26 protein-coding genes are annotated in these 25,219 nt (G+C 64.6%); 14 read left to right on the top strand and 12 right to left on the bottom strand.

Translation table 11 applies throughout. From position 1 onward, the window contains the following. Nucleotides 1–7 precede the first annotated feature (7 nt). The 4 genes from ACVWW6_RS04945 to ACVWW6_RS04930 all read right to left on the bottom strand — a co-directional run bounded on the left by ACVWW6_RS04945 (nt 8) and on the right by ACVWW6_RS04930 (nt 3,586). Nucleotides 8–1,138 carry an ABC transporter substrate-binding protein gene (locus ACVWW6_RS04945; RefSeq protein WP_456680258.1) on the bottom strand — a complete coding sequence of 377 codons (1,131 nt, stop codon included), beginning with the start codon at nt 1,136–1,138 and terminating at the stop codon, nt 8–10. Between the two features lie 60 nt (nt 1,139–1,198). Continuing rightward, nucleotides 1,199–2,077, bottom strand: coding sequence for a shikimate dehydrogenase (locus tag ACVWW6_RS04940; protein ID WP_011083879.1), 879 nt, complete (start codon nt 2,075–2,077; stop codon nt 1,199–1,201). Nucleotides 2,078–2,221: 144 nt separating this feature from the next. After that, nucleotides 2,222–3,160, bottom strand: coding sequence for a LysR family transcriptional regulator (locus ACVWW6_RS04935; protein ID WP_304550368.1), 939 nt, complete (start codon nt 3,158–3,160; stop codon nt 2,222–2,224). A 249-nt stretch (nt 3,161–3,409) separates the two neighbouring features. Beyond that, nucleotides 3,410–3,586 (bottom strand): hypothetical protein, encoded by a 177-nt coding sequence (locus tag ACVWW6_RS04930; protein WP_053815098.1) that lies wholly within the window; start codon nt 3,584–3,586, stop codon nt 3,410–3,412. 166 nt (nt 3,587–3,752) lie between these two features. Here ACVWW6_RS04930 and ACVWW6_RS04925 point away from each other — a divergent pair, with 166 nt between their 5' ends. The 7 genes from ACVWW6_RS04925 (at nt 3,753) to ACVWW6_RS04895 (ending at nt 9,081) form a co-directional block, all read left to right on the top strand. Next, complete coding sequence (locus ACVWW6_RS04925) at nt 3,753–4,481, top strand: helix-turn-helix transcriptional regulator (protein WP_028172714.1); 729 nt, start codon at nt 3,753–3,755, stop codon at nt 4,479–4,481. Between the two features lie 83 nt (nt 4,482–4,564). Beyond that, nucleotides 4,565–5,224 carry an acyl-homoserine-lactone synthase gene (locus ACVWW6_RS04920; RefSeq protein ID WP_456680257.1) on the top strand — a complete coding sequence of 220 codons (660 nt, stop codon included), beginning with the start codon at nt 4,565–4,567 and terminating at the stop codon, nt 5,222–5,224. 1 nt (nt 5,225) lies between these two features. After that, nucleotides 5,226–5,444, top strand: coding sequence for a hypothetical protein (locus ACVWW6_RS04915; protein ID WP_456680256.1), 219 nt, complete (start codon nt 5,226–5,228; stop codon nt 5,442–5,444). Nucleotides 5,445–5,756: 312 nt separating this feature from the next. Next, nucleotides 5,757–6,674, top strand: a complete 918-nt coding sequence (locus ACVWW6_RS04910; RefSeq protein ID WP_011083884.1) for a branched-chain amino acid ABC transporter permease — start codon at nt 5,757–5,759, stop codon at nt 6,672–6,674. Further along, on the top strand, nt 6,671–7,615 hold the full coding sequence (locus ACVWW6_RS04905; RefSeq protein ID WP_456680255.1) for a branched-chain amino acid ABC transporter permease: 945 nt from the start codon (nt 6,671–6,673) through the stop codon (nt 7,613–7,615). The genes ACVWW6_RS04910 and ACVWW6_RS04905 overlap by 4 nt, the downstream gene beginning before the upstream one ends. Continuing rightward, nucleotides 7,608–8,375: an ABC transporter ATP-binding protein gene (locus tag ACVWW6_RS04900; RefSeq protein ID WP_161533001.1), complete on the top strand. Its 768-nt coding sequence runs from the start codon at nt 7,608–7,610 to the stop codon at nt 8,373–8,375. Before ACVWW6_RS04905 ends, ACVWW6_RS04900 begins: the two co-directional genes overlap by 8 nt. Continuing rightward, on the top strand, nt 8,368–9,081 hold the full coding sequence (locus ACVWW6_RS04895) for an ABC transporter ATP-binding protein (protein WP_161533002.1): 714 nt from the start codon (nt 8,368–8,370) through the stop codon (nt 9,079–9,081). Before ACVWW6_RS04900 ends, ACVWW6_RS04895 begins: the two co-directional genes overlap by 8 nt. 200 nt (nt 9,082–9,281) lie before the next feature. Here ACVWW6_RS04895 and ACVWW6_RS04890 read toward each other — a convergent pair whose 3' ends face one another. The 3 genes from ACVWW6_RS04890 to ACVWW6_RS04880 all read right to left on the bottom strand — a co-directional run bounded on the left by ACVWW6_RS04890 (nt 9,282) and on the right by ACVWW6_RS04880 (nt 12,965). After that, nucleotides 9,282–9,701 carry a hypothetical protein gene (locus ACVWW6_RS04890; protein ID WP_456680254.1) on the bottom strand — a complete coding sequence of 140 codons (420 nt, stop codon included), beginning with the start codon at nt 9,699–9,701 and terminating at the stop codon, nt 9,282–9,284. Nucleotides 9,702–10,033: 332 nt separating this feature from the next. After that, a complete protein-coding gene (locus tag ACVWW6_RS04885) occupies nt 10,034–11,470 on the bottom strand; it encodes a glutamine synthetase family protein (RefSeq protein WP_456680253.1) in 1,437 nt (478 codons plus the stop codon). Nucleotides 11,471–11,606: 136 nt separating this feature from the next. Continuing rightward, nucleotides 11,607–12,965, bottom strand: a complete 1,359-nt coding sequence (locus tag ACVWW6_RS04880; protein ID WP_304550377.1) for an aromatic ring-hydroxylating dioxygenase subunit alpha — start codon at nt 12,963–12,965, stop codon at nt 11,607–11,609. A 115-nt stretch (nt 12,966–13,080) separates the two neighbouring features. Here ACVWW6_RS04880 and ACVWW6_RS04875 point away from each other — a divergent pair, with 115 nt between their 5' ends. After that, nucleotides 13,081–13,866 (top strand): IclR family transcriptional regulator domain-containing protein, encoded by a 786-nt coding sequence (locus tag ACVWW6_RS04875; RefSeq protein ID WP_304550378.1) that lies wholly within the window; start codon nt 13,081–13,083, stop codon nt 13,864–13,866. Between the two features lie 504 nt (nt 13,867–14,370). Further along, nucleotides 14,371–14,703 (top strand): PRC-barrel domain-containing protein, encoded by a 333-nt coding sequence (locus ACVWW6_RS04870; RefSeq protein ID WP_304550381.1) that lies wholly within the window; start codon nt 14,371–14,373, stop codon nt 14,701–14,703. 90 nt (nt 14,704–14,793) lie between these two features. Here the strand turns inward: ACVWW6_RS04870 and ACVWW6_RS04865 are convergent, their stop codons facing one another. The 4 genes from ACVWW6_RS04865 to ACVWW6_RS04850 all read right to left on the bottom strand — a co-directional run bounded on the left by ACVWW6_RS04865 (nt 14,794) and on the right by ACVWW6_RS04850 (nt 17,789). Continuing rightward, complete coding sequence (locus ACVWW6_RS04865) at nt 14,794–15,228, bottom strand: VOC family protein (protein WP_404524611.1); 435 nt, start codon at nt 15,226–15,228, stop codon at nt 14,794–14,796. An 89-nt stretch (nt 15,229–15,317) separates the two neighbouring features. Next, complete coding sequence (locus ACVWW6_RS04860; RefSeq protein ID WP_456680252.1) at nt 15,318–16,163, bottom strand: helix-turn-helix domain-containing protein; 846 nt, start codon at nt 16,161–16,163, stop codon at nt 15,318–15,320. Between the two features lie 58 nt (nt 16,164–16,221). Further along, on the bottom strand, nt 16,222–16,614 hold the full coding sequence (locus ACVWW6_RS04855) for a group II truncated hemoglobin (RefSeq protein WP_404524607.1): 393 nt from the start codon (nt 16,612–16,614) through the stop codon (nt 16,222–16,224). A 266-nt stretch (nt 16,615–16,880) separates the two neighbouring features. Further along, nucleotides 16,881–17,789: a helix-turn-helix transcriptional regulator gene (locus ACVWW6_RS04850; RefSeq protein WP_456680251.1), complete on the bottom strand. Its 909-nt coding sequence runs from the start codon at nt 17,787–17,789 to the stop codon at nt 16,881–16,883. A gap of 121 nt (nt 17,790–17,910) precedes the next feature. Between ACVWW6_RS04850 and ACVWW6_RS04845 the strand changes: the two genes are divergently transcribed. The 5 genes from ACVWW6_RS04845 (at nt 17,911) to boxB (ending at nt 24,207) form a co-directional block, all read left to right on the top strand. After that, nucleotides 17,911–19,452 carry a benzoate-CoA ligase family protein gene (locus ACVWW6_RS04845; protein WP_456680250.1) on the top strand — a complete coding sequence of 514 codons (1,542 nt, stop codon included), beginning with the start codon at nt 17,911–17,913 and terminating at the stop codon, nt 19,450–19,452. 112 nt (nt 19,453–19,564) lie between these two features. Then, complete coding sequence (locus ACVWW6_RS04840; protein ID WP_456680249.1) at nt 19,565–20,401, top strand: alpha/beta fold hydrolase; 837 nt, start codon at nt 19,565–19,567, stop codon at nt 20,399–20,401. 21 nt (nt 20,402–20,422) lie between these two features. Continuing rightward, nucleotides 20,423–20,941 carry a DUF309 domain-containing protein gene (locus ACVWW6_RS04835; protein ID WP_271557023.1) on the top strand — a complete coding sequence of 173 codons (519 nt, stop codon included), beginning with the start codon at nt 20,423–20,425 and terminating at the stop codon, nt 20,939–20,941. Between the two features lie 111 nt (nt 20,942–21,052). After that, nucleotides 21,053–22,741 (top strand): 2,3-epoxybenzoyl-CoA dihydrolase, encoded by a 1,689-nt coding sequence (gene boxC, locus ACVWW6_RS04830; protein WP_161533008.1) that lies wholly within the window; start codon nt 21,053–21,055, stop codon nt 22,739–22,741. A gap of 14 nt (nt 22,742–22,755) precedes the next feature. Then, nucleotides 22,756–24,207, top strand: coding sequence for a benzoyl-CoA 2,3-epoxidase subunit BoxB (gene boxB, locus ACVWW6_RS04825; protein WP_456680248.1), 1,452 nt, complete (start codon nt 22,756–22,758; stop codon nt 24,205–24,207). A 146-nt stretch (nt 24,208–24,353) separates the two neighbouring features. On the opposite strand, the gene ACVWW6_RS04820 is transcribed toward boxB, so the two are convergent. Beyond that, the gene (locus ACVWW6_RS04820; protein WP_060909410.1) at nt 24,354–25,154 is read right to left on the bottom strand and encodes an SDR family NAD(P)-dependent oxidoreductase; all 801 of its coding nucleotides are present in this window, start codon (nt 25,152–25,154) and stop codon (nt 24,354–24,356) included. Nucleotides 25,155–25,219: the final 65 nt, after the last annotated feature.

The following is a 25,219-nucleotide window of genomic DNA, read 5'->3' as shown; positions in this document are numbered from 1 at the left end:
AGAAGCCTCACTTCACCTTCGGCAGCACCTGCTTCACCACCTGCTTGCCTTCGACCACTTCGACCAGAAAGCTCTGGCGGTCGATGTCGCCGGTCTCGTTGAAGGTGACGTCCATCAGGATGCCCGGCTCGTCCGCGGCCTTGATGGTCAGGCCATGCAGCGCGTCGGCGAACGCCTTGGAATCGACCTTGCCCATCTTTTCGGTGGTGGCCTTCACCATGTAGACGGCGAGGTAGCCCTTCAGGCCGTTGTGGTCCGGCACGTAATTGTACTTCTTGGAAAACTTCTCGCGGAACGCCTTGATCAGGTCGACCGGTGCGTCCGTGGTGAGGCCGACATGGCCGCGCGCGCCGTTGGCGGCATCGCCGGCAAGCTCGATCACCTTCTGGCCGATCAGCGTGGTCTCGCCCATCAGCGGCGCGGTGACGCCCTGGCGCTTCAGCTCTTTCAGGATGCGCGCGCTCTCTTCCTCGTTGAGATAGACGAATACGGCATCGGGATTGGCGGACTTGATCTTGCCGACGTCGGCGGCGAAGTCGGCCTGGCCCGCCTCGGTCGAGAGATCGGCAACGACCTTGGAGCCGAGCCGGTCGAGCTCCTTCACGACGACGTCGCGTCCGCCGCGGCCGAAGTCGTTGTTGACCCAGACCACCGCGACCGACTTCGCCTTCATCTCGTCGTGGATGTATTTCGCGACCTTCGGCATCGAGGATTGCTGGCCGAACGAGGTGCGGAACAGGAACTTGTTGCCGGCTTGCGTCAGCTCGGCGGCTTCGCCGCCCATGATCTGCGCGATGCCGGCTTCGGCCGCGAGCGGTGCGGTGACCTTCACCGAGCCGGAATAGCCGGGTCCGAGCAGCACATAGGGCTCGGCATCGAGTGCCTTCTGCACTTGCGCGCGGGCAACGCCCGGATTGGATTGCGAGTCGGCATGGGTGACCTCGAGCTTGCGGCCGAGCACGCCGCCCTTGGCGTTGATCTCCTCGATCGCGAGGTCGATGCCGTTCTTCCAGTTGGTGCCGACGGTGGCGCCGCCGCCCGACAGCTCGGCGACGTCGGCGAGCTTGATCGCCTGTGCGTGGACGCTGGTTGCAGTCGCGAAGGCAAGCAGGGCGCCTGCCAGAATAGTCGATTTCATCGTCTCTCCTCCCGTTCCCTCTGATGTTGTTGTCCGCGGCCTTGTGTCCGGCCGCTTCGGTTACGCTGCGTGATAGGCTGAGCTTCGTGCCGCCATCACCTCGTCAAAAGCCTCTCCCATGACTTCGGTCGATGGGGCAAGGCCGGTGAACAGTTCGAAAGCGTCGGCGGCCTGGTAGATCGCAAGCTCCCGCCCGGTCATGATCTTCGCGCCGCGCTCCTGCGCCGCGGCCAGCAGCGGCGTGATCAGCGGCGAATAGACGGCGTCGGCCACCCAGAGCTTCTCGTGCAGCAGCGCAGCCGGAACAGGCATGCCGCGGTTCGGCAGCATGCCGACCGGCGTGCCGTTGACGAGGCCGGTCGCGCCGTCGAGCGCGTCCTCGACGCTTTTCGCGACCCTGGCGCCGCCGTGCTTGGCAAGCAGTGCGGCAAGTTTTTCGGCCCGCGCCGGTTCGGAGTCGAAGATGCGGAGGTCGGCGACCTCAAGGCTCGCCAGTGCGAAGGCGATCGCCTTGCCGACGCCGCCCGTGCCGATCACGGCAACCGCATTTCCAGACGGCGCCAGCAGCGGCGCCACCGCGCGCGCAAAGCCGGTGGTGTCGGTGTTGTGGCCGGTCAGGCGGCCGTCCCTGACAACGACGGTGTTGACCGCGCCCATCGCGGCGGCGCCCGGCGCCAGTGCGTCGAGCAGTGGGACCACCGCTTCCTTGTAAGGATAGGTCACGTTGACGCCGGCAAAGCCGAGCCGCCGCACGCCTTCGAGCATCAGCCTCAGTCCGGCCGCGTCGGCGCCTGCGACCTCGATCAGCTGGTAGTGACCGCGCAGGCCGAGCGCCTCGGCGGCGCGCTCATGCATGGCGGGGGAAGCGGAATGCGCGATCGGCGCGCCGATCAGGCCGGTGAGGAGTTTCTTGCTGGCGGCGTATCCGCGCTTCGACATGGTTCGCTATCGTCTCGTTGGGAGCGTTCGGTCCCGGCCATTAGCGGGGAAACCTGCGCAATTCCAAGGGGGCTTCCGCGTGCGACGATAGCCTTTCCCTCGCCTAACACAATTACCCTTATGCCCCGCAAACCTAACATCATGTTATTTCTTCCGTCCGCGCGCAGGCGCAGCCCTGCCGTTGCCGCGGGACGGCTCGACCGCGCGCATCTCGGCGCGCAGGGATTCGATGAAATACTCGACGTGAAGCGACAGCGGTGCGCCGCGCTTCACCGCGATATAGGTGTCGAACCGCGTCGGCTCGGTGATCTTGAGCAGCTCGATCCCGGGATAGCCGCCATGGGCCACCGTGAACTGGTCGATGACGGCGATGCCGAGCCCCGCTTTCACCAGCGCGCAGACCGTGGTGCCGAAGCGCGCGCGGATGGTGATGTTGTAATCGAGCCGGTTGCGCGCAAAGATCCCGGCCATGATCCGGCCGTAGGGGTCGTTCGGATCGATGCCGATCAGCGGGTAGCGGGTGATCTCGGCCGCCGACACCTGCTTGCGGCCGGCGAGCTCGTGGCCGGGCGGCACGATGCAATAGAGCTCGCCCGAGGCGAGCGGCAGGAAGTCGAGCCCGGAATGCTCGAGCCGGTAGCTCATCGCCACGCACTCGCCGCGGCCGAGCAGGAGATAGTCGATGGCTTCCTCGAGCTTGAGGATGTTGATGTCGATGCCGAGATCGGGATAGCGGCGCCGGACGCGCTCGATCGCGCGCGGCACCATCACCTGCGAGATGCTCGGCACCGAGCCGATGCGCAATTCCGACAGGCCGCCGCGGCCGATCTTGGAGATGATCTCGGAGAGGTCGTCGACCTTCTTGTAGACGCCGTTGATCTGCTCGAAGATGTTCTCGGCTTCCGGCGTCGGGAAGTAGCGGCCGTTCTGGCGCTGGAAGAAGCGGATGCCGAGCGAGCGCTCGGTGTATTTGACGAGGCGGCTGATCCCCGGCGCCGAGACGTTGAGCAGCTTCGCCGCACCGCCAATGGTGCCCGTCACCATCACGGCACGGATCACTTCAACCTGGCGCAGCGTCATCATGTCCCGGGCTTCCGAAGGAGGATCGTGCGGCGATCATCTCACGAGAGAAGCGAGGTCAGCCAGCGGCAAATGGCGAGCCATGGCAGCGCAGCGAGCGATTCCCATGCCCTCCAGGGGAGGGTAAGGGCGCCGCTCATTCGCTGACGATGATGGCGGAGTAATTTCGCGGTTGGCGTGTTTCGACTAAAATCTGCGCGTTCAAATGGAAGGGCGGCGGCGTGGCGCGATCTGTTGCATCGGCGTCGTCTGCTAGCTCGCCGGCCCTTCGGGCGATACGCTGTTCGCGAACTCGGCGCGCTCGCTTTGTAGCACCTCGCGCGCGAACTCGATGATCTTCTGCTTGTTTGCCGTTTCACGGACGGCGAAAAACACGCGGTTCAATTCCAGGCCGAGCACGCTGTTGAGGGCGATGTTCTCGTCGTCCATCGTGGTTTTCCCGCTTTGTACGCCACAGGTGTAACTTGACGTCCCTTCTTCCACAAGTAGATTAAAGCTTCGGAGCAGGCGGATACCGGAGAACTACGGAAGCAGCGAATTGAGGCAGCCCCCAAATACGTGCTATAGCGGACGGCGAGGGTCAGGAAACGCACCGATGTCCGCCGTCGATTATGGCCGGGAAGCGCTCGACTTCATCGAAGGCCTGGGTGTCTATCGCAAGGTACCGGACGCCATGAGCGCGCTTGAAGCGGCCTTCGGCCGTTTCGGCTTCGAAACTATCATTGTGACGGGATTGCCGAATCCCGATCAGCGGTTTGCGCAGATGGTGCTCGCCAAGCGCTGGCCGGCGGGATGGTTCAATCTCTACACTCAGAACAACTATGACCGCTTCGATCCCGTGGTGCGGCTGTGCCGGCAATCGGTCAATCCGTTCGAGTGGTCGGAGGCACCCTATGATGCCGAGCTCGAGCCGAGCGCGGCCGAGGTAATGAACCGCGCCGGCGATTTTCGTATGTCGCGCGGCTTCATCGTGCCGATCCACGGGCTCACCGGCTATGAAGCCGCGGTGTCGCTCGGCGGCGTCCATCTCGACCTCAATCCCCGCAGCAAGCCGGCGCTGCACCTGATGGCGATGTATGGCTTCGACCACATTCGCCGTCTGCTCGAGCCGACGCCGTATCCGTCGACGCGTCTCACCCCGCGCGAGCGCGAGGTGATCTCCTGGGCCTCGCAGGGCAAGTCGGCCTGGGAGATCGGCGAGATCCTGCACATCACGCAGCGCACCGCCGAAGAGCATCTTGCAACTGCTGCGCGCAAGCTCGGTGCGGTCAACCGTACGCATGCGGTTGCGCTGGCGATTCGCCACAAGATCATCAATCCCTAAGCGACGTACTGGGAAATTTCCCAATATCGAACCTGCCTCTTTTCGCAGAGGCTGCCCCCCATTGAGGCTGAATGGGGGTTTCCATGATTCACGCAATTTCCGCGGTCAATCGCCACTTATACGAGGACGTACTCGAGCAGCATTTCCGGCTGCGTCATGACATCTTTGTCGAGGAGCGGCACTGGGAGACGCTGCGCAGGCCGGATAGCCGCGAGGTCGATTCCTATGACGACGAGGATACCGTCTATCTGCTTGCGCTGGAGGGACGGCGCGTCGTCGGCGGCCACCGGCTCTACCCCACGACCAAGCCCTCGATGATGAGCGAGGTCTTCCCGCATCTGGCGGCGGTTCGCGGCTGCCCCTCGGATCCGCTGATCTGGGAATGGTCGCGCTACTTCGTCGTCCGCGATCGCCGCGACGGCGCGCTCAACCTGCAACTGATGGCGGCGGTGCAGGAGTTCTGCCTCGACCAGGGAATCGCGCAGGTCAGCGCGATCATGGAAACCTGGTGGTTGCCGCGCTTCCACGAGGCCGGTTTCGTCGTGACGCCGCTCGGCCTGCCGGCTCTGGTCGAGAACGCCTGGACCATGGCGGCCACCATCGACATTCGTCGCCAGACGCTCGATGTCCTGCATGATCGCATCGGCATGCCTTCCATCGTGCAACAGGACGGCCCGCGTCTGGACGCCGTCGCCCGTGCCAACCTTTGCGGCCTCGCTGCCGCGCAACGAAAGAGCGCCTGAAATGTCGAATATGATGCGGGACAGCCAGATCATGGCGCAAATCAACGACGAGAATCTCGGCTACATGTCCGACATGGCGCTCGAGCTGGCGCAGATGGCGGACGACTCCGGACTGACGACGCTTGCCTATCTGTTCCGGATGGCCGCACTGGAGGCCTCGACGGCAAACAGCGTGCTCGCCGAGCCGGACGATCTTCCCCGGCAGATGACGTCGCACTAGACGCAACCTTCTTCACTTCTTTCATTCCGACGACGTCCTCACCCTCTCCCCGGCCTACCCGGGGGGAGGGTGATCGTTTGGGTGCGGCAGGTTGCCCCATGCTGCGCGGCAGCCTTCTTGCACCGCAGGACAGGTTTCGGCCGTGTGCGCCGGGATGCAACAAAGTGCATGTTTGGTGTCAAATCGCTCTTGCCTCTGAACGATACTGCCATTACCCATTTTTCGGCCTTGAAGAGGCAGGGGGAGCTCTTTCACTGATGGCGACCGTGTTCGAACATCGGCGCGACGCTGCGTGCGCCTGAAAGAGTCTTGATGCTGCTCGTCGTCGAACAGTTTCTGAACGGATTGCAGTTCGGCCTGCTGCTGTTCCTGCTCGCCGCCGGCCTGACGCTGGTGTTCGGGATCATGGATCTCGTCAACCTCGCGCACGGCTCGCTCTACATGATGGGCGCCTATTTCGCCGCGACCTTCGCGGCCTGGACCGGCAGCTTCCTGCTCGGTGCGCTGATGGCGCTCGGAGCAACGCTCGTGCTCGGCATCGTGCTCGAGATGACGGCGCTGCGGCATCTCTACGGCCGCGACCATCTCGACCACGTGCTCGCGACCTTCGGCCTGATCCTGTTCTTCAATGAAGCCGTGCGGCTGATCTGGGGCCCGGCAGGCCTGGCGCTGCCGCTGCCGGCCTGGCTCACCGTGCCGGTGCCGATCCTGCCCGGCATTCACTATCCCGCCTATCGCCTCGCCATCATCGTGGTGGCGCTGCTGGTCGCGCTGCTGCTCTATCTCGGCGTGATGCGCACCCGCATCGGCATGCTGATCCGGGCCGGCGCCTCCAACCGCGAGATGATCGGCGCGCTCGGCATCAACATCAAGCTGCTCTACACGCTGGTGTTCGGTCTCGGTGCCGCGCTCGCCGGCCTTGCCGGCCTGATGCAGGCGCCGATCCTCACCGTGCAGATCGGCATGGGCGAGAACATCCTGATCCTGGCCTTCGTCATCATCGTGATCGGCGGCATCGGCTCGATCCGCGGCGCGTTCCTGGCCGCGATCTTCGTCGGCATGATCGACACGCTCGGCCGCGCCTTCCTGCCGAATCTGCTGCGGCAGGTGCTCAGCGGCGCCGCTGCCTCCACCGCCGCGCCCGCGCTGTCGTCCATGCTGATCTATCTTGTGATGGCGATCGTGCTGGTGGTGCGGCCGGAGGGGCTGTTTCCGGCCAACCGTCGATGAAGGCTTTCACGGTGAGCAAGGCCGTCACGGCCCTGATGCTGGCGGGCCTCGTGCTGCTGCCGCTGTATTCGCAAGCATCCGGCAACGTCTTCATCCTGACGCTGTTCACCCGCATCGTCATCCTGGCGCTGGCTGCCGCGAGCCTCAACCTCATCATGGGTTTTGGCGGCATGATGAGCTTTGGCCACGCCGCCTATCTCGGCATCGGCGGCTACGCCGTCGGCATGCTCGCGCAGGAAGGCGTAGGTTCCGGCTTCATCCAGTTTCCGGTCGCGCTGGCGGCCTCCGCGATCTACGCACTGGTGATCGGCGCGCTCTCTCTGCGCACCCGCGGTGTCTATTTCATCATGATCACGCTGGCCTTTGCGCAGATGGCCTATTACGTCGCCTCGGGGCTGGCGCGTTACGGCGGCGACGACGGCCTCACCGTCTACAAGCGCAGCGACTTCTCCGGGCTGATCAATCTCGGCAATCGCGTGCAGTTCTATTATCTCTGCCTCGCCTGTCTTCTCGGCGTCCTGTTCCTGATCTGGCGCATCGTCAATTCGCGCTTCGGTCTCGTCGTGCAGGGGCTGCGCTCCAACGAGCAGCGCATGCAGGCGATCGGCTTTCCCGCCAAGCGCTATCAGTTGGTCTGCTTCGTCATCTCCGGCATGATGTGCGGACTTGCCGGCGCGCTGCTCGCCAACAACACCGACTTCATCAGCCCGGCCGTGATGTACTGGACGCGTTCCGGCGACCTCATGGTGATGGTGATCCTCGGCGGCATGGGTACGCTGTTCGGCCCTGTGATGGGCGCGGTGGTGTTCCTGCTGCTGGAGGAATTCCTGTCGCAGATCACCGAATATTGGGCGCTGATCATGGGGCCGCTACTGCTGCTGATCGTGCTGTTCGGGCGCGGCGGCATCATGGGCGTGCTCGGGAGGGCTGGCCGTGGCTGAACCCTTGCTCCGCGTCGAGAAGCTGGTTCGCCGCTTCGGCGGCATCGTTGCGACGGACAACGTCTCGCTCGACGTCGCGGCCGGCGAGCTGCACGCCATCATCGGCCCGAACGGCGCCGGCAAGACCACGCTGATCAGCCAGCTCACCGGGCATCTCGAACCGCATTCCGGCAGCGTCTCGCTCGGCGGGCGCGACATCACCTACCTGCCGGCCTATCGCCGCTGCGCGCTGGGGCTGGCGCGGTCGTTCCAGATCACCTCGCTGCTGCTCGACTTCACCGCCGCCGACAACGTCGCGCTGGCGGCGCAGGCCCATGCCGGCACCTCGTTCCGCTTCTTCGCCAGCGCGCGCAAGGAAAAGGGCCTGCGCGACGCCGCCCATTCCGCGCTCGATCGCGTCGGCCTGTTGCATCGCGCCGACGTCGTGGTGTCGAGGCTCAGCCATGGCGAGCGCCGCGAGCTGGAGCTTGCGGTCGCGCTGGCCAGCAAGCCGAAATTACTCCTGCTCGACGAGCCCATGGCCGGCCTCGGCGTCACCGAATCCCAGCGCATGGTCAAGTTGCTCCAGGAGCTGCGCAGGGAGGTCTCGATCGTGCTGGTCGAGCACGACATGCCGGCGGTGTTCGCGCTGGCCGACCGCATCTCGGTGCTGGTCTATGGCCGCGTCATCGCCTCGGGCGATCCGGCGGCGATCCGCGCCAACGAGGACGTCAGACGCGCCTATCTCGGCGACCAGCATGTGGTGACGCACCATGGCTGACCTGCTGCTCGACGTTGACGGCATCGAGACCTGCTACGGCCTCTCCCAGGTGTTGTTCGGCCTGTCGCTGTCGATCAAGCCGGGCGAGATGGTCTCGCTGATGGGCCGCAACGGTATGGGCAAGACTACGACCATCCGCTCCATCATGGGCCTGACACCGGCGCGCGCCGGGAGCATCCGTTTTGCGGGCTCCGAGGTGCGAACGCAGCCGTCCTACAGGATCGCAAAACTCGGCGTCGGCCTGGTGCCCGAGGGACGCCAGATCTTCCCGAACCTCACCGTGCGCGAAAACCTGGTCGCGGCGGCGGCCGACCGCTTCGGCAGCAGCAATCCCTGGACGCTCGCGGCCATCTACGTGATGTTCCCGCGCCTCGCCGAGCGCGCGTCGAACATGGGCAACCAGCTCTCCGGCGGCGAGCAGCAGATGCTGGCGATCGGCCGCGCGCTGATGACCAATCCGAAGCTCCTCATTCTGGACGAAGCGACCGAGGGCCTTGCGCCATTGATCCGCGAAGAAATCTGGAACTGCCTGTCGCTGCTCAAGAGCCGGGGCCAGTCGATCCTGGTCGTCGACAAGAACGTCGATCACCTCGCCCGCATCTGCGATCGCCACTTCATCATCGAGCGCGGCAAGACGGTGTGGAGCGGCACGTCGGATCAGCTGATGGCCGAGCCGGATCTGCAGCACAAATATCTGGGGATCTAGCGAGCTCGGCGAGGTGAGGGGCAGAGCGCTCCCGCCCATCTCTCGGTGTCGTCCTGGCGAAGGCCAGGACCCATACCGCGAGGTCTATCTATTTCATGCGGTATCAGTTCCGAACCGGCAGTCTTCGCCAAACCCCTCCCTGGGGTAATGGGTCCTGGCTTTCGCCAGGACGACGCCGGGGAGAAAGCGTCGCACCTCGATCACCAATAAATCCCATGCCGGTGCAGCTCGCGGATCACCCGGGCCTCGGTGGACGGCTGGCGGCGCTTTGGCTTCGCCGTTTCGGTCGTGCTGGCCACCGGTGCGGCAGTGGACTGAGTGGGGGTGGGGGGCGTGGCAACCGGGGCGGTCGCGACCGGTGCGGCTGCTGTCGGCGGCGTCGTAGCAGTGGTTGCGGCTGGCGGTGTTGAGGTCGGGGCGGTCGTCGCCGTCTGCAGATTCGGCGCCTGCGTTGCCGCCGGAGCCTGCGTCGTCTGCGCCGGCACGGTTGCCGTCGCGGCCGGCGGCTCGGTGGCCTGCTGGTTCGAATTGGTTGCCGCAAGGCTCAGGCTCCGCGGACCACCGGCATAAGCCTCGGTTGCGACCAGCGACATCACGGCGATCAGGATCAGCTTGCGCATGAGAACCCCCGTTATCTGGCCAATATGTCTTACCCAATTCGCACGCGCCGGCGCCTAACGCGACAGGTGGTGCGTGCCGATTTCGATCAGGGTGGCCCGGCAGGACAAGCGATAGATCAGACTGAACAATCGACCCAACATGACCGAACTCCGTTGTTGATCATCGGCAGGAACTCTAGACCCCGTGTCTTTCCGGCGGTTTTCGAGGGGGGAGGAAAATGGCTTCATCGGATGGTGGGGAGATGTCGTCGGAACAGGCGGGACGAAGTCGCCTCACAGCGGCGTGAGCCGTGCGCTATGGTGCTCCCCAGGGCCGCCTGTCGAAAGGGGTGTCAGAATATCTCGAAATATTCCCGATGCTCCCAGTCTGTGACCTCGGCGAGGAAGCGGTCGATCTCGGCGTTCTTGATGTGGGTGTAGTAGTCCACGAATTCCGCACCGAACTTCTCGCGGAAGAACGGATCGTCCTTCAGCGCCGCAACCGCATCGCGCAGCGACTTCGGCAGCAGCGGCGCATTGGTCTCGTAGGGCGTGTCGGCCGACGGACCGGGATCGAGCTTGCGATCGACGCCGTCGAGGCCGGAGAGGATTTGCGAGGCCATGTAGAGATAGGGATTGGCAGCCGGCTCGCCGATGCGGTTCTCAAGGCGCGTGGCGGCATCGCCGGCAGCCCCGAGCACGCGGATCATCACGCCGCGATTGTCGCGGCCCCAGATCGCGCGGTCGGGCGCCAGCGAATAGGAGCGGTAGCGCTTGTAGCCGTTGATGGTCGGGGTGGTGAACACGGCGGACGCGCGGGCGTGGTCGAGCAGGCCGGCAAGGTAGGCGCGGCCGAACGCGCTGAGCGGCTCGCCGCCTGCCTGCGCCATGAACTGGTTTTCGCCGCTGGTGCGCGAGACGATCGACTGGTGCAGATGCCAGCCGCTCGCGAACAGGTTCGGCAGTTTGGGGCGGCACATGAAAGTGGCGTGATAGCCGTGGCGCCGCGCGATCTGCTTCACGGCCGAGCGGAACAGCACCATGTTGTCGGCGGGCTCGAGGCCCTTCCTCGGCGCGAAGGTGAACTCGCACTGGCTTGGCCCGAACTCGACCTCGACCGAGCGCAAGGGCAGGCCGAGTGCGACGACGTCGCGGCGCAGGATCTCCAGCACCGGCTCCATCTGATCGAAGCGCTGCTCGGTGAGGTACTGGTAGCCGTGGCTGAGCAGGCTCACCGAGGGCGGCGTCCCGGGCTGGCCGGCGTCCTCCGCACGCATATGCGGATCGTCGAGCTTGAAGATGTGGAACTCGACCTCGAGCCCGGCGACGAAATCGTGGCCGCGGCCAGCAAGCTCATCGAGCACCTTGCGATAAAGCCCGCGCGTTGCGAACGGCACGGGGCGGCCGTCATTGAAATGGAGATCGCACAGCACCCAGCCCGTGGTCGGCGCCCATGGCAGCACGCGGAAGGTGGTGGGATCGGCAACCATCAGCACGTCGGCTGCGCCCTCCATCTCCTTCATGCCGAACCCGCCGCCCGATGTGAACACCGGGAACACCGTGCGGTGCGAGGTGTCCTTGGCGAGCATGGTGGTGGTGATGGAGCAGCCGCTCTCCAGCGAGGCGATCGCCTCCGCGGCGATGATGGTCTTGCCGCGCAGGATGCCGTGCTGGTCGGGGAAGGCGAGGCGGATGACCTCGAGGTTCTTCTCCTCGACGATGCGGCGCATGCGTTGCGCCGCGTCCTTCTGTTCATCCGACCACAGCGCATGACGCGCGACGAAAGTCACTGCTATTGCTCCCCGATAGCTGTCGTTCCGGGATGGTCCGAAGGACCAGACCCGGAACCTCGAGATTCTCAGGTGCGCAAGTGCGCACCATAGTTCGATGCTATCGCATCGCCCCGGAATGACGATGCCCCAAAAATCACTCCGCCGCCGTCAGCCGATGCACCTTGCCTTCGATCTCCTTCGGCACCGGCGCGGTCCACGGCGCGCCGCGGCGGCGCTTGACGTCGACTTCCATCCAGTAGGTCTCCCAGCCCCGCGTCGGCCCGATGCCGTCCATGGTCGCCGGTCCCTGGATGCTGCGCGCGTTGGCCTCGTCGAGGAACAGCATCGGCTTCTCGCCGCCGCCGACCTTCTCGATCTCCTGCCGCAGCAGGCGGCGGTATTGCACGATTGCCTTGTCGCTCTGGCCGAGGTGCTCCTTGGTGCGGTCCTGGATCGCGCCCATCGACTCCACCGCCCACTGGTCGTGGACGTTGATGTCGTTGCCCATGCCGGTATAGGTCGCGGTCTGCTGCTCGTGCGGATCGAAACCGTAATCGTTGCCGCTGTTCTTGCGCGATTTGTAGTCGGGCAGCTCATAGAGCTCGAGCCGCTGGTCGCGCATCTTCTTTTTGTCGACGGGGTTCGTGTAGCTGGTGAAGATCGCGTACCAGTAGCAGTTCTCGTCGTCGACCGGCACGTGCCACTGCGTGATCGTCATCTCCGTGCTCATGGGGATGACGAAGCCGTGCGGGAACAGCTGGTTGGTGACGCGCACATGGGTGCGCTCCTCGTCGATCTCGCGCAGCGCGATCAGCCGGAGGCCGTATTCGGTGTGCTCGACATTGATGATCGGACGGTCGTATTCGCGCAGGATCTTCGTCATCGGCAGGTCGCTGCCCGCGGAGGCGCCGCGGAACTGCTTGCCGTAGGCGGTGGAGGTATCCTCGTCCTCGAAGAAGCGGTGCAGATAGGAGGCGTGCGCGGGATCGATGCCGACCTCGAGCGCCTGGAGCCAGTTGCAGGCCATGTGGCCCTTGAACGCGAACGTGTGAGTATCAGGCGCGACAAAGCAGTCGATCTCGGGAAATGCAGGCGGCTCACCCTCGCCGAGATAAGTCCAGAGGATGCCGCTCTTCTCTACGACAGGATAGGAGCGCTGGCGGATGTTCTGGCAGAGCTTTGAATCCTTCGGCTCTGCCGGCGTCTCGATGCACTGGCCGGTGGCGTCGAACAGCCAGCCGTGGAAGGCGCAGCGCAGGCCGCCATGCTCGAGCCGCCCGAAGGCGAGGTCGGCGCCGCGATGCGCGCAGTGGCGATCGATCAGGCCGTAGCGCCCTCGCTCGTCGCGGAACAGCACGAGGTTTTCGCCGAGCAGTCGCACGGGGCGGATCGGCCGCGCGCCTTCCAGCTCGTCGACCAGCGCCGCCGGCTGCCAGTAGCTCCGCATCAGCTTTCCGCAGGGGTCCTTGGGCCCGGTGCGGGTGATCAGGTCGTTCTGCTCCTGGCTCATCATGGCGAGTGCATCCCATATCTCGGAGTGGCGTTTGTTCGCCTATTGAACGAATGGGCGAATTATGACATGCCTAGGATCGGCAGCAAGCACTATTTTGCAGGAAAGTCCCGACGCCATGCCCAAGCTGAAGCGAAGCGAGACCGATGAGCGTGCGACGGATTTCGTCGAAAGCCTCGATCGCGGCCTGCGCCTGCTTCAATGCTTCGGCACGACGGTCGGCCCGATGACCCTGAGCGACCTCGCCCGCGCCGCCGATCTTCCGCGCGCCACTGCCCGGCGGATGCTGTTCACGCTCCAGCGTGGCGGCTTCGTCGGTGGTGACGGCAAGCTGTTCACGTTGACGCCGCACGTGCTGACCCTTGCGGCCTCGTATCTGCGCTCCAACCAGCTCGTCGCGGTTCTGCAACCGGTGCTCGATCGCGTTGCGACCGCGGCAAATGAAATTTCATCGCTCGCGGTGCTCGATGGCGACGACGTCGTGTTCGTCGCGCGCAGCAGTCCGGCGCGGATGTTTTCAGGCGGGCTCGAGATCGGCTACCGCCTGCCGGCGTTCTGCACGTCGGTCGGCCGCGCCATGCTCGGCCAGCTCGATGATGCCGAGCTCGCCCCGCGCCTGAAGACAATGACGCGCGAAGCGCTGACGCCGCAGACGGTGACCGATCCCAAGGCGCTGCTCGCGCGCATTACGGCCGACCGTGCGCAGGGCTATTCGCTGGTCGATCGCGAGGCCGAGCCGCATTTCCGCTCGATCTCGGTTCCCGTGCGGCGCTACGATGGTGTGATCGTCGCCGCCGTCAACATGGGCGCCCATGTCGACCGCGTGCCGGCGCAGGAGCTGCTCGACCGCTTCCTGCCGCTGCTGCGCGAGGGCGCGGCGAATGTGAAGGACAGGTTGCTGTGACGTATGGAGTGACAAGCACACCGCTTCTGACGCTGACCCATATGGATACGGGTGTGACGTTCTATCATCTGAGCGATGAGAGAGCGTTCTTTGAATGGTTGACGCGAATTCCCTGCGTGCAGAATTGCGAAGGTGATGGCAACCGGGGTCTGGTTGTTCGATTGAAGCGGCGGCCAGGAAAGGATGATCTCCGGCAGCTTCTCGCACTCTCCATCGCTACGGCGTCGACATGAAGCAGTTGGCAAAATTCGAGACGGCCAAAAATCGTGTCTGGTTCCGTGATCCACGGAAATACTGGTACCGCGCCGTGTTTGGAAAACCATCCGCGCGGCAGTAAGCGTAGGGTGGGTTAGCCATGCGGCTGCGCGAAGCGTAGTCGCTCGGCGTAACCCACCACTTCTCGCACCGCGGGACCCAAAGAGGTGGGTTACGCTGACGTTAACCCACCCTACATTCCCGCCGCCCGTGCTATAATGCGCTCCACCCAAGACGAGGGAGGATGCCATGCAACACACCATGGTTCCCAGTGATCGCGTGGAGCACGTCGCCGTCTACGGGCGCGACGGCACGAAGCTCGGCACGATCGAACGGCTGATGCTCGACAAGGTCAGCGGAATGGTCGCCTATGCCGTGATCAAGACCGGCGGGCTGCTCGGTGCTCATCACCATTATCCGGTGCAGTGGACCGCGCTGAAATACGATCGCGGCCGTCAGGCGTTCCAGGTCGAGATGACGATGGACGAGTTCAGCAGCGGCCCGTGCGAGTTCGATGGCGACGAGTTCGATTGGGGCGACCGCTCGCGGTCCTACCCGCATCCGAATTACTGGTCGGTCTGAAGAGCCGGACGGGTTCGCAGCCGCATCGCCCTTGCGGGCGCGATTGAGCTTGCCGCGCCCGCCGAGCGGCATTTGAAGCGACCATCTGGCCTATCCCGCCAGCGGCTCTTCGCCGACCTTGGGCCAATAGGTTCCAAAGCTCCAGAGGCCGCCCTCGGGATCGCGCGCCGCGAAATCGCGGCTGCCATAATCGGTATTGTAGGGCTCCATTTCGATCGCCGCACCGGACGCCTTCACCTTCCCATAAAGTGCGTCGGGATCATCGACAGCCAGATAAATGGCATCCGTCCGGCGGCCGCCGATGTCGCCGATCCGCTTTGCGTACGCATCATCGCGATGCGCACCGAGCATGAGGATCGATGATCCAAATGCCAATTCGGCGTGAACGACCGTGCCCTCCTTGCGATAGACCACGCGTTCGGCGAAGCCGAGAACGTTTTTCAGCCAGGCGATCATCGCCTCCGGATCCTTGCAGCGCATGGTGTGGTACAGGCGCGGCGCTTCATAGCCATTCTGCTGGTTCATGAAATTCTCCGGGAAATTATCCAGGTCTTTTGCAGCACCGACCCTAGTTCGGATCGCGCCAGCCGGGCTTGAACAAATGGGACCGGACGCTATCCGCCGCCGTCCCGCATCAGGCGTGGATCCGCAAGATCGAGCCGCGCGGCCCATCCGGTCGGCGTCTCGCCGCTGAGTAACCGGAAGTCGCGGGCAAGATGCGCCTGGTCGGCATAGCCGGCGTCTGCCGCGACGGCTGCCCAGCCGCCTGTCCCGTCCGTGCGGGCCAGTGAGCAGGCCCGATGAAAGCGCAGCATCTGGGCCATTGTCTTCGGCGGCACGCCGATCTCGTTGTGGAAGCGGCGCGTGAGATGCTTGCGGCTCCAGCCTATGTCGGTGGCAAGCTCGGTGATCCGGACCGCGCCTGCCCGTCGCCAGAGCGTATCGAGGGCGAAGGCGATCGCCGGCGAGGGCTCATGCACGGCGCGACGAAGCACGAAGTCTTCCACGATCTCAAATCGTCGCTGCCATCCGACCGCCTCGGCAACCCTGGCGCGGAGGTTCGCGCCATCCCGTCCCAGAATGTCGTCCAGACCGACCATGCGCGCGGTCAGATCCGGCACTGCTCCTCCGAAGAAGCGATACGCTCCAAGCGGGGCGAAATCGACCTGAACGCATTCGGCGCGGCCATCGGATTCGATAAGGACCGGTCCGGGAAAGAGACCAGCCGCGAAACTCGGCTGAGCGTCGGCAACATCCGGCTCGCGCCCAAGCGCAATGCGGAAGGGTGTCCCCAAATTCACGAGAAGAGGCAGCGCAAGCGGCGCCGCGTGCCGGAAGCCGGCCAACCCGACGCCGCGCTCGCGATAGAACGAGATGCTGGAGACCAGCCGCGCAAGGCGTGGCGAGGCGGGCCGACGGATGACATCGGGGTTTGCGGCAGCGTCCATCGCGCGCAGCATAGCGCCGCAACGGTGCCCCTCCAAGTGCATGGCGCGCCCCGCCTTGCCTTGTGGGTGGCTAGCGGTTGCGCATCCAGTCGGCGAGGCCGGACAGCGCCTTGTCGAGGTCCTGCCGTGCGGCAGCGTCCGCGACCGTCTCCTCCAGCGCGCCGCGCATGCAGGTGAGCCACGCATCGCGTTCGGCATCACCGATGGCAAAGCCGATATGCCGCTGGCGCAGCCGTGGGTGTCCCTTGTCGACGGAATAGAGTTTTGGGCCGCCGGTCCATTCGGTGAGGTAGCGCTTCAGCACGTCCCTGATCAGGCCGAGATCGGCTGCATGCATGGCGCGGATGACTTGCGCCTCCGGCAGCGTATCCATCCGTTCGTAGAAGCGATCGACCAGAAGGTCGATCGTGGCACTGCCGCCGATCCGCTCGAACATGGAGATTGCGACGTCGCTATCGGTCATCATTTGTCTCGAGGCTTGCTTGCTGGTCGTTGATATAGTGTTGCCGGAGGTCGCGCAAAATCCTTGCTGTCGTCCCGGACAAGCGCAGCGAAGCGGAGCGCTGATACGGGACCCATAACCACAGGGGGTAGTTTTGCGATGACTCGTGGTTACCAGCTCGCGCAACAACTTCTCCCTGGGGGTATGGGTCCCGGATCGGCGCGCGCTTGTGGCGCGCTTGTCCGGGACGACAGTGGAGTGTGTAGCTGTAGCGAGTTCGAAACGACCTACAGCGCCACGCTGCGCAGACCAAAGCTGCGCGCTTCGTTCTGGAGCACCGGGCGCACCGCGTCGATCAGGCGCGCGGCGGCGGCATCGACGGAGAGGCCCGCCGTATCCACCACCGCCGTCGCACGCGAGTACAGCGGCTCGCGGCTCAAGAGGATGTTGCGCAGCTCGGCCATCGCGGAGCGGTCGTCCGCCATCGGGCGCAGGTCGCCCTGGCGACGGACGCGGGCCATGTGCTCCTCGGGCTCGGCCTTCAGCCAGATCGTGTAGTACGACGACAGGATCTGGTCGAAGGTCAAAGGCTCGGAGACGATGCCGCCGCCGGTCGCCAGCACCATCAACTCGTTGCGCGCGAGCAGCTGTTGCAGCGCCGCCTGCTCCATGCGGCGAAAGCCTTCCTGGCCGTACAGCGCGATGATCTCGGCGACCGAGAGGCCGTTCTGCTGCTCGACCTCCTTGTTGAGCTCGACGAAGCTCCAGCCGACCTTCTTCGCCAGGATCTTGCCGAGCGTGGACTTGCCGGCGCCGCGCAGGCCGATCAGCGCGATGCCGCAGAACGGCGCGCGCCGCGGCGCGGATGCGCTGCCGCCGGCGAGCAAATCCTTGGCCTGCGCGATCTGAGACGGCGTCGCCTTGCGCAGGAGATCGCGAAACATCTGCCAGTCCGGCGTCGGATCGGCGCTGGGCAGCAGATCTTCGAGATGCGCGCCCATCGCGTCGGAGACGCGGCGGAGCAGCACGATCGAGACATTGCCCTTGCCGCTTTCGAGCTGCGCGATGTAGCGCTCCGAGATTCCTGATACCTTGGCGAGCACTTTGCGCGACATGCCGCGCAGTGCGCGCGTGGTGCGCACACGCTGGCCGAGCTGTTCGAGGAAGCGGGATTCGGCGTCGGGACTGTCGGTCATGAGCCTTCTTTACAGATGTCCTGCGGCGCGTTTTAATGAAACATAATGCCTGCTGGCATTGACAGCAAGCCGCCGCGGTGTCTTTCTATGAATTATAATTCTAAATTCAGGGGAGAAGTCCGTGAGCGAGGGATCCTATAACGCGGTGACCTGGCTGCTCGACCGTAACGTCGAGGAGGGGCGCGGCAACAAGCTCGCCTTCGACGACACCGTCTCGCGGCTGACCTATGGCGAGCTCCAGCGCGAGAGCCGCCGCGCCGCCAACATGCTGCGCCGTCTCGGCGTCCGCCGCGAGGAGCGCGTGGCGATGATCATGCTCGATACGGTCGATTTCCCGATCGTGTTCCTGGGCGCGATCCGCGCCGGCGTCGTGCCGGTGCCGCTCAACACGCTGCTGACCGCGGACCAGTACGCCTACATCCTCGCCGACTGCCGTGCCCGCGTGCTGTTCGTTTCCGAAGCGCTCTATCCCGTCATCAGGGACGTCGTCGGCCGCATGCCGGATCTCGAGCATGTCGTCGTCTCCGGCGCCAAGCAGAATGGCCACAAGCAGCTCGCCGAGGAGCTCGCTGATGAGAGCGACCAGTTCACCACCGCCGCGACTCATCCGGACGAGCCGGCATTCTGGCTGTATTCGTCCGGCTCGACCGGCATGCCCAAGGGCGTGCGCCATCTGCATTCGAACTTGCAGGCGACTGCGGACACCTACGCCAGGCAGGTGCTCGGCATTCGCGAGAGCGACGTCTGCCTCTCCGCCGCAAAGCTGTTTTTCGCCTATGGTCTCGGCAATGCGCTGACCTTCCCGATGTCGGTCGGCGCAACCGTCGTGCTGAACAGCGAGCGCCCGACGCCGGCGCGCATGTTCGACCTGATGAACCGCTATAACCCCTCGATCTTCTACGGCGTGCCGACCTTGTTCGCGGCGATGCTCAACGACGAGATGATGAAGGCCGAGCGCGGCGGAAAGAGCTTGCGCATCTGCACCTCGGCCGGTGAGGCATTGCCCGAGTCTGTGGGCAACAGCTGGAAGGCGCGCTTCGGCGTCGACATTCTCGACGGCGTCGGCTCGACCGAGCTCTTGCACATCTTCCTGTCGAATGCGCCCGGCGACATCAAATACGGCTCCTCCGGCAAGCCGGTGCCGGGCTATGCGGTGCGGCTCGTCAACGAGGCCGGCCAGGACGTCGCCGACGGCGAGGTCGGCGAGCTGCTGGTCGATGCGCCCTCCGCCGGCGAAGGCTATTGGAACCAGCGCCACAAGAGTCGCCGCACCTTCGAGGGCCCGTGGACCCGCACCGGCGATAAATATGTCCGCGACGCCGAGGGCCGCTACACCTTCTGCGGCCGTGCCGACGACATGTTCAAGGTCTCCGGCATCTGGGTCTCGCCGTTCGAGGTCGAGAGCGCGTTGATCACGCACCCGGCGGTGCTGGAAGCCGCCGTCGTGCCCGAGGCCGATCCGGAAGGCCTCTTGAAGCCGAAAGCCTTCGTCGTGCTGCGTCAGGGCGCGAAGACCGCGAACTTGCAGGAGATGCTGAAGGAGCACGTCAAGCAGAAGATCGGCCCGTGGAAATATCCGCGCTGGATCGACGTGGTGGACTCGCTGCCGAAAACGGCGACGGGGAAGATCCAGCGGTTCAAGCTGCGGGAAGGGGCGAATTGATTGGCTTCGTCATTCCGGGGCGCGCGAAGCGCGAACCCGGAATCTCGATCCGCAGACTGCAATCTCGGGATTCCGGATCAACTCGCTTTGCGAGTTGTCCGGAAATGACGGAATGAATGGAACCGACAGCATGACCAACCTCACCTCCACGGGCTTCCTCAGCGTCAGTGGCGCCAGCCTCGAATATAAATGGCTCGCGCCGCAATCAGCGGAGGCACCGACCATCGTCATGCTGCACGAAGGTCTCGGCTCGGTCGGGCTCTGGGGCGACTTCCCGGAACAGCTTCGAGAGGCGACCGGTGCCGGCATCTTCGTCTATTCGCGTGCGGGCTACGGGCAGTCGAGCCCGGTCGCGCTGCCGCGGCCGCTGGATTACATGCACCGCGAGGCGCTGGAGGTGCTTCCGAAACTGCTCGATGCGATCGGCTTCAGGCGCGGCCTCCTGCTCGGCCATTCCGACGGTGCCTCGATCGCGACGATCTACGCCGGCGCGCACCAGGATCATCGCCTGAACGGCCTCGTGCTGATCGCGCCGCATTTCATCGTCGAGGACATCTCGGTGAAATCCATCGCCGCGATCAAGACCGCCTATGAGACCACCGATCTCAAGCCGAAGCTCGCGCGCTGGCACAAGGACGTCGACAACGCCTTCTACGGTTGGAACGGCGCCTGGCTCGATCCGAAATTTCGCGACTGGGACATCTCCGAATACCTCGCCTATATCCGCGTCCCTGTCATGGTCCTGCAAGGCGTGGACGACCAATATGGCACACTGCGCCAGGTCGAAATCGCGCAGGAAGAGTGTTATTGTCCGGTAGATTTGAAAATTATTTCAGGCGCGGGCCATTCCCCGCATCGTGAAGCGCCGGGGGCGACGCTTGACGCAATTGAGCAATTTGCAAAGGCGGCCCTGCGCGACGATCAGGGACTTCAGGGACGCGCCGCATGATGTTGCGGAGGCGCACCTCGCATGAGTGCGCCGCCGAATGCGAGCGGCCCGCTGCCGTGGCCGCAATGGGCCTATGTGCCGGGCGAGGCCGGGCTCGATGCCGACTACGAGACGCTCGCCATGGCCAAGGCGCTGGTGCCTTCGGCGTTTCGCGGCCATGTGCCGGCGCGCCATCCGGCGCTGCGCTACGGGCTCGCGCTCAACGACCGCGGCTATTTCTGGGAAGCGCAGGAGGTGCTGGAGGCGGTGTGGGCCGCAGCGCCCCAAGGCGGCCGCGAGCGCATTCTGCTGCGGGCCTGCATCCGCATCGCCAATGCGAATTTGCGGCTGCGCATGCAAAGGTCGCATTCGGCGGCACGGCTGTTTGGCGATGCGCTGGCGGAGCTGCGCGCGCTGAGCTCGCGCAAGGCGGCGGCCGGCGACGGCTTTGTCGAGAGCTTTCCCATTGCTGCGCTGACGGCCTTGCTCCAGGCCAAGCTCGGTCGTCCCCAGCTCTCCAAGGCCGACTGGATCGCACTCGGCGCCATCGTGCGGTCCTAGACACTGGCATGAAACAAAGTGCATGTATTGGCTGTTAAGGACTAGACGCGCTCTGAAATATGCACTATTGTGCATCTAACGGTAAAACCAAGACGAACTCAAGGGTGGCCCATGGCCGGGGAAGATCGGCGCCTCGCAGGCGGCGCGACATTCATCGATTTCCAGACCGAACCGTCCCGCTACAAGCACTGGAAGCTCGCGGTCGACGGCGACGTCGCGACCCTGACCATGGACGTCGACGAGAACGGCGGCCTGTTCGAGGGCTATCTGCTCAAGCTCAATTCCTACGACCTCGGCGTCGACATCGAGCTTGCCGATGCGATCCAGCGGCTGCGCTTCGAGCATCCGGAGGTGAAGGTCGTGGTGATGCGCTCGGCCAAGAACCGGGTGTTCTGCGCCGGCGCCAACATCCGCATGCTCGCGGGCTCGACCCACGCCCACAAGGTCAATTTCTGCAAGTTCACCAACGAGACCCGCAACGGCATGGAGGATTCGTCCGAGAATTCCGGCCAGCGCTTCATCACCGTGGTGAACGGCTCGGCCGCGGGCGGCGGCTATGAGCTTGCGCTCGCGACCGACCACATCATCCTCGCCGACGACGGTGCCTCTTCGGTGGCGCTGCCCGAAGTGCCGCTGCTCGCGGTGCTGCCGGGCACCGGCGGCCTCACCCGCGTCGTCGACAAGCGCAAAGTGCGCCGCGACCATGCCGACTTCTTCTGCACCATCGAGGAAGGCGTGAAAGGCAAGCGTGCCGTGCAGTGGCGTCTCGTCGACGAGATCGCGCCGAACTCCAAGCTGGAAGGCAAGATCACCGAGCGCGTCAAGGAATTTTCCGCGGCCTCCAGGCGCAGCGGCAGCGGCAAGGGCATTGCGCTGACGCCGCTCAGGCGCATCATCGACGAGACCAGCCTGCGCTACGGCTTCGTCACCGTCGACGTCGATCGTGCCGCCCGCATCGCCACCATCTCGATCAAGGCGCCGGAGGCGGCGCCGCCGGCCGACATCGACGGCATGATGGCGCAGGGCGCCTCGTTCTGGCCGCTCCAGGTTGCGCGCGAGCTCGACGATGCGATCCTGCATCTGCGCATCAACGAGCTCGAGATCGCCATGCTGGTGTTCAAGAGCCATGGCGACCGCGCCCATGTGCTCGCATCCGATGCCTTCCTTGAAGCCAACAAGGCGCACTGGCTGGTCAACGAGATCAGGCATTACTGGAAGCGCGTGCTCAAGCGTATCGACGTCACCTCGCGCACGCTGGTGACGCTGGTCGAGCCCGGCTCCTGCTTTGCCGGCACGCTCGCCGAGCTCGTCTTCGCCGCCGACCGTTCCTACATGCTGATCGGCACCCGCCAGGGCGACAACCGCCCGCCGCCCTCGATCGAGCTCTCCCCGATGAATTTCGGCCCGTATCCGATGAGCCATGGTTTGACGCGGCTTCAGTCTCGCTTCCAGGCCGACCCGGCCGATCTGGAACGCGCCGAAGCCACCATCGGCACGAGCCTGGACGCCGAAGAGGCCGAGGAGCTCGGCCTCGTCACCTTCGCGCTCGACGACATCGACTGGGACGACGAGGTCCGCGTGTTTCTGGAGGAGCGCGCCAGCTTCTCGCCCGACAGCCTCACCGGCATGGAAGCGAGCCTGCGCTTCGTCGGCCCGGAGACGATGGAATCAAAGATCTTCGCGCGCCTCACTGCCTGGCAGAACTGGATCTTCCAGCGCCCGAACGCGGTCGGCGAGGAGGGCGCGCTCCGCCGTTACGGCAGCGGCCAGAAGCCGAAATTCGATATGACAAGAGTTTAGGGAGAAGCACGGCCATGAACATGAACATCATGAACGTCGACTACTCGACCAAGATTCCGAACAACGTCAACCTCGCCGAAGACCGCCAGGTGCTGAAGGCACTCGAAGGCTGGCATCCCGGCTACATGGACTGGTGGAGCGACATGGGGCCGGAAGGCTTCCAGGAGTCGCTGGTCTATTTGCGCACCGCTTATTCCGTCGATCCGCGCGGCTGGGCCAAGTTCGACTATGTCCGCATGCCCGAATATCGCTGGGGCATCCTGCTTGCGCCGCAGGAGGAAAACCGCGTCGTTCCGTTCGGCGAGCATTATGGCGAGCCGGCCTGGCAGGAAGTGCCGGGTGAGCATCGCGCCATGCTGCGCCGCCTGATCGTGATCCAGGGCGACACCGAGCCCGCCTCGGTCGAGCAGCAGCGCCATCTCGGCAAGACGGCGCCCTCGCTCTACGACATGCGCAACCTGTTCCAGGTCAACGTGGAAGAGGGCCGTCACCTCTGGGCGATGGTGTATCTGCTCCAGAAATACTTCGGCCGCGACGGCCGCGAGGAGGCCGACGATCTGCTCCGCCGCCGCTCCGGCGATGCGGACGCGCCGCGTATGCTGGGTGCCTTCAACGAGGCGACGCCGGACTGGCTGTCGTTCTTCATGTTCACCTACTTCACCGACCGCGACGGCAAGATGCAGCTGCACAGCCTCGCGCAGTCGGGCTTCGATCCCTTGTCGCGCACCTGCCGCTTCATGCTGACCGAAGAAGCGCACCACATGTTCGTCGGCGAGACCGGCATCACCCGCGTCGTGCAGCGCACCTGCGATGCGATGCGCGAAGCCGGCATTACCGATCCCACCGGCATCGCAAAAGTCCGCGCGCTCGGTGTGATCGATCTTCCGACCATCCAGAAGAAGCTGAACCTGCACTACACGCTGTCGCTCGACCTGTTCGGCTCGGAGGTCTCGACCAACGCGGCCAACGCCTTCAATGCCGGCATCAAGGGCCGCTATCACGAGACCCAGATCGAGGACGATCACCAGCTCAAGAACGCCACCTATCCGGTGCTCAAGTTCATCAACGGCGAGATCAAGCTGGTCGACGAGCCGGCGCTGACCGCGCTCAACATGCGCCTGCGCGACGATTACAGCCAGGATTGCGTCAAGGGCATGCTGCGCTGGAACAAGGTGATCTCGACCGCGGGCTACGACTTCAAGCTGACGTTGCCCAACGTCGCCTTCCACCGCCACATCGGCGAGTTCAAGGACGTCCATGCGACGCCCGACGGCATTTTGATCGACGATGCGACCTGGGCGAAGCGCAAGGACGAGTGGCTGCCTTCGACAGCCGACGGCGACTTCATCACCTCGCTGATGCAGCCCGTCACCGAAACCGGCAAGTTCGCCTCCTGGATCTCGCCGCCGAAAGTCGGCATCGACAACAAGCCCGGCGATTTCGAGTACGTGAAGATCGAGTCGTAGGCGCGGCCTCATACTCAGCTGTCGTCCCGGACAAGCAAACGCCTGGCAACGCATAGCGTTGCCAGGCGTTTGTGTAGATGTGGGACGACACCAAATATGAGGTGAGGGCGTCCAGCGCACTCGCTCTCTTAGTCCCCCGGGTTCAGCTACCCCGCGATCTCCAGCCCGGCATTGGCGTAGACCACGCCGCCGTCGACGGCGATGGTGTTGCCGACCACGTAATCGCCCGCACGCGAGGCGAGATAGATCGCGACCCCTGCCATGTCCTCGTCGGTTCCGATGCGCCGCGCCGGAATGCGCTTGGCGACGTCGTCCGCATGGTCGCGCGCGGCCCGGTTCATGTCGGACTTGAACGCGCCCGGCGCGATCGCGGTGACGTTGATGTTGTCCTTGATGAGTTTCGTCGCCATGCGCCGGGTCAGATGGATCACGGCGGCCTTGCTGGCGGCGTAGGAATAGGTCTCGCTCGGATTGACGAAGATGCCGTCGACCGAGGCGATGTTGATGACCTTGGCCGGATGTTCCGCGCTTGCCGCCGCGCGCAGCGGCTTCGCCAGCGCCTTGGTCAGGAAGAACAGCGACTTGACGTTCAGGTCCATCACCTTGTCCCAGCCGCTTTCCGGGAATTCGTCGAACTCAGCGCCCCAGGCGGCGCCGGCATTGTTGACGAGGATGTCGAGCTTCGGCTCCAGCTTGATGATTTCGCCGGCGAGCTTGTCGCAGCCTTCGACGGTCGAGATGTCGATCGGCAGCGCGATGCACTCGCCGTCATAGAGAGCCGAGAGCTCTTTCGCCGTCGCCTCGCACGGGCCGGCCTTGCGCGCGGTGATGTAGACCTTCGCCGCGCCTTGCGCGAGGAAGCCCGCCGCGATCATCTTGCCGATGCCGCGCGAGCCGCCGGTCACGAGTGCGATGCGGCCTTTGAGCGAGAACAGATCGTTGAACATGGTACCTCCCTTTGGTGGTGCTCGTTTTGGGCGGGGAGGGGGAGGGAGTCAATCTTGTCGTCGAC

This window comes from Bradyrhizobium sp. USDA 3311 (assembly GCF_054062495.1).
The sequence above is the reverse complement of the archived record's forward strand: the minus strand, read 5'-3'. Positions and strand labels throughout refer to the sequence as shown.

Excerpts from the sequence above, each read along its gene's own strand:
- ACVWW6_RS04860 (WP_456680252.1), bottom strand. The coding sequence starts at position 16,163 with ATGCTGCGCGCGATGGACGCTGCCGCAAACCCCGATGTCATCCGTCGG.
- ACVWW6_RS04935 (WP_304550368.1), bottom strand. The coding sequence starts at position 3,160 with ATGATGACGCTGCGCCAGGTTGAAGTGATCCGTGCCGTGATGGTGACG.
- ACVWW6_RS04840 (WP_456680249.1), top strand. The coding sequence starts at position 19,565 with ATGAATGGAACCGACAGCATGACCAACCTCACCTCCACGGGCTTCCTC.
- ACVWW6_RS04870 (WP_304550381.1), top strand. The coding sequence starts at position 14,371 with ATGCAACACACCATGGTTCCCAGTGATCGCGTGGAGCACGTCGCCGTC.
- ACVWW6_RS04920 (WP_456680257.1), top strand. The coding sequence starts at position 4,565 with ATGATTCACGCAATTTCCGCGGTCAATCGCCACTTATACGAGGACGTA.
- ACVWW6_RS04850 (WP_456680251.1), bottom strand. The coding sequence starts at position 17,789 with ATGACCGACAGTCCCGACGCCGAATCCCGCTTCCTCGAACAGCTCGGC.
- ACVWW6_RS04855 (WP_404524607.1), bottom strand. The coding sequence starts at position 16,614 with ATGACCGATAGCGACGTCGCAATCTCCATGTTCGAGCGGATCGGCGGC.
- ACVWW6_RS04865 (WP_404524611.1), bottom strand. The coding sequence starts at position 15,228 with ATGAACCAGCAGAATGGCTATGAAGCGCCGCGCCTGTACCACACCATG.
- boxC (WP_161533008.1), top strand. The coding sequence starts at position 21,053 with ATGGCCGGGGAAGATCGGCGCCTCGCAGGCGGCGCGACATTCATCGAT.
- ACVWW6_RS04880 (WP_304550377.1), bottom strand. The coding sequence starts at position 12,965 with ATGATGAGCCAGGAGCAGAACGACCTGATCACCCGCACCGGGCCCAAG.
- ACVWW6_RS04890 (WP_456680254.1), bottom strand. The coding sequence starts at position 9,701 with ATGCGCAAGCTGATCCTGATCGCCGTGATGTCGCTGGTCGCAACCGAG.
- ACVWW6_RS04820 (WP_060909410.1), bottom strand. The coding sequence starts at position 25,154 with ATGTTCAACGATCTGTTCTCGCTCAAAGGCCGCATCGCACTCGTGACC.
- ACVWW6_RS04875 (WP_304550378.1), top strand. The coding sequence starts at position 13,081 with ATGCCCAAGCTGAAGCGAAGCGAGACCGATGAGCGTGCGACGGATTTC.
- ACVWW6_RS04940 (WP_011083879.1), bottom strand. The coding sequence starts at position 2,077 with ATGTCGAAGCGCGGATACGCCGCCAGCAAGAAACTCCTCACCGGCCTG.
- boxB (WP_456680248.1), top strand. The coding sequence starts at position 22,756 with ATGAACATGAACATCATGAACGTCGACTACTCGACCAAGATTCCGAAC.
- ACVWW6_RS04910 (WP_011083884.1), top strand. The coding sequence starts at position 5,757 with ATGCTGCTCGTCGTCGAACAGTTTCTGAACGGATTGCAGTTCGGCCTG.
- ACVWW6_RS04905 (WP_456680255.1), top strand. The coding sequence starts at position 6,671 with ATGAAGGCTTTCACGGTGAGCAAGGCCGTCACGGCCCTGATGCTGGCG.
- ACVWW6_RS04945 (WP_456680258.1), bottom strand. The coding sequence starts at position 1,138 with ATGAAATCGACTATTCTGGCAGGCGCCCTGCTTGCCTTCGCGACTGCA.
- ACVWW6_RS04915 (WP_456680256.1), top strand. The coding sequence starts at position 5,226 with ATGTCGAATATGATGCGGGACAGCCAGATCATGGCGCAAATCAACGAC.
- ACVWW6_RS04925 (WP_028172714.1), top strand. The coding sequence starts at position 3,753 with ATGTCCGCCGTCGATTATGGCCGGGAAGCGCTCGACTTCATCGAAGGC.
- ACVWW6_RS04895 (WP_161533002.1), top strand. The coding sequence starts at position 8,368 with ATGGCTGACCTGCTGCTCGACGTTGACGGCATCGAGACCTGCTACGGC.
- ACVWW6_RS04835 (WP_271557023.1), top strand. The coding sequence starts at position 20,423 with ATGAGTGCGCCGCCGAATGCGAGCGGCCCGCTGCCGTGGCCGCAATGG.
- ACVWW6_RS04930 (WP_053815098.1), bottom strand. The coding sequence starts at position 3,586 with ATGGACGACGAGAACATCGCCCTCAACAGCGTGCTCGGCCTGGAATTG.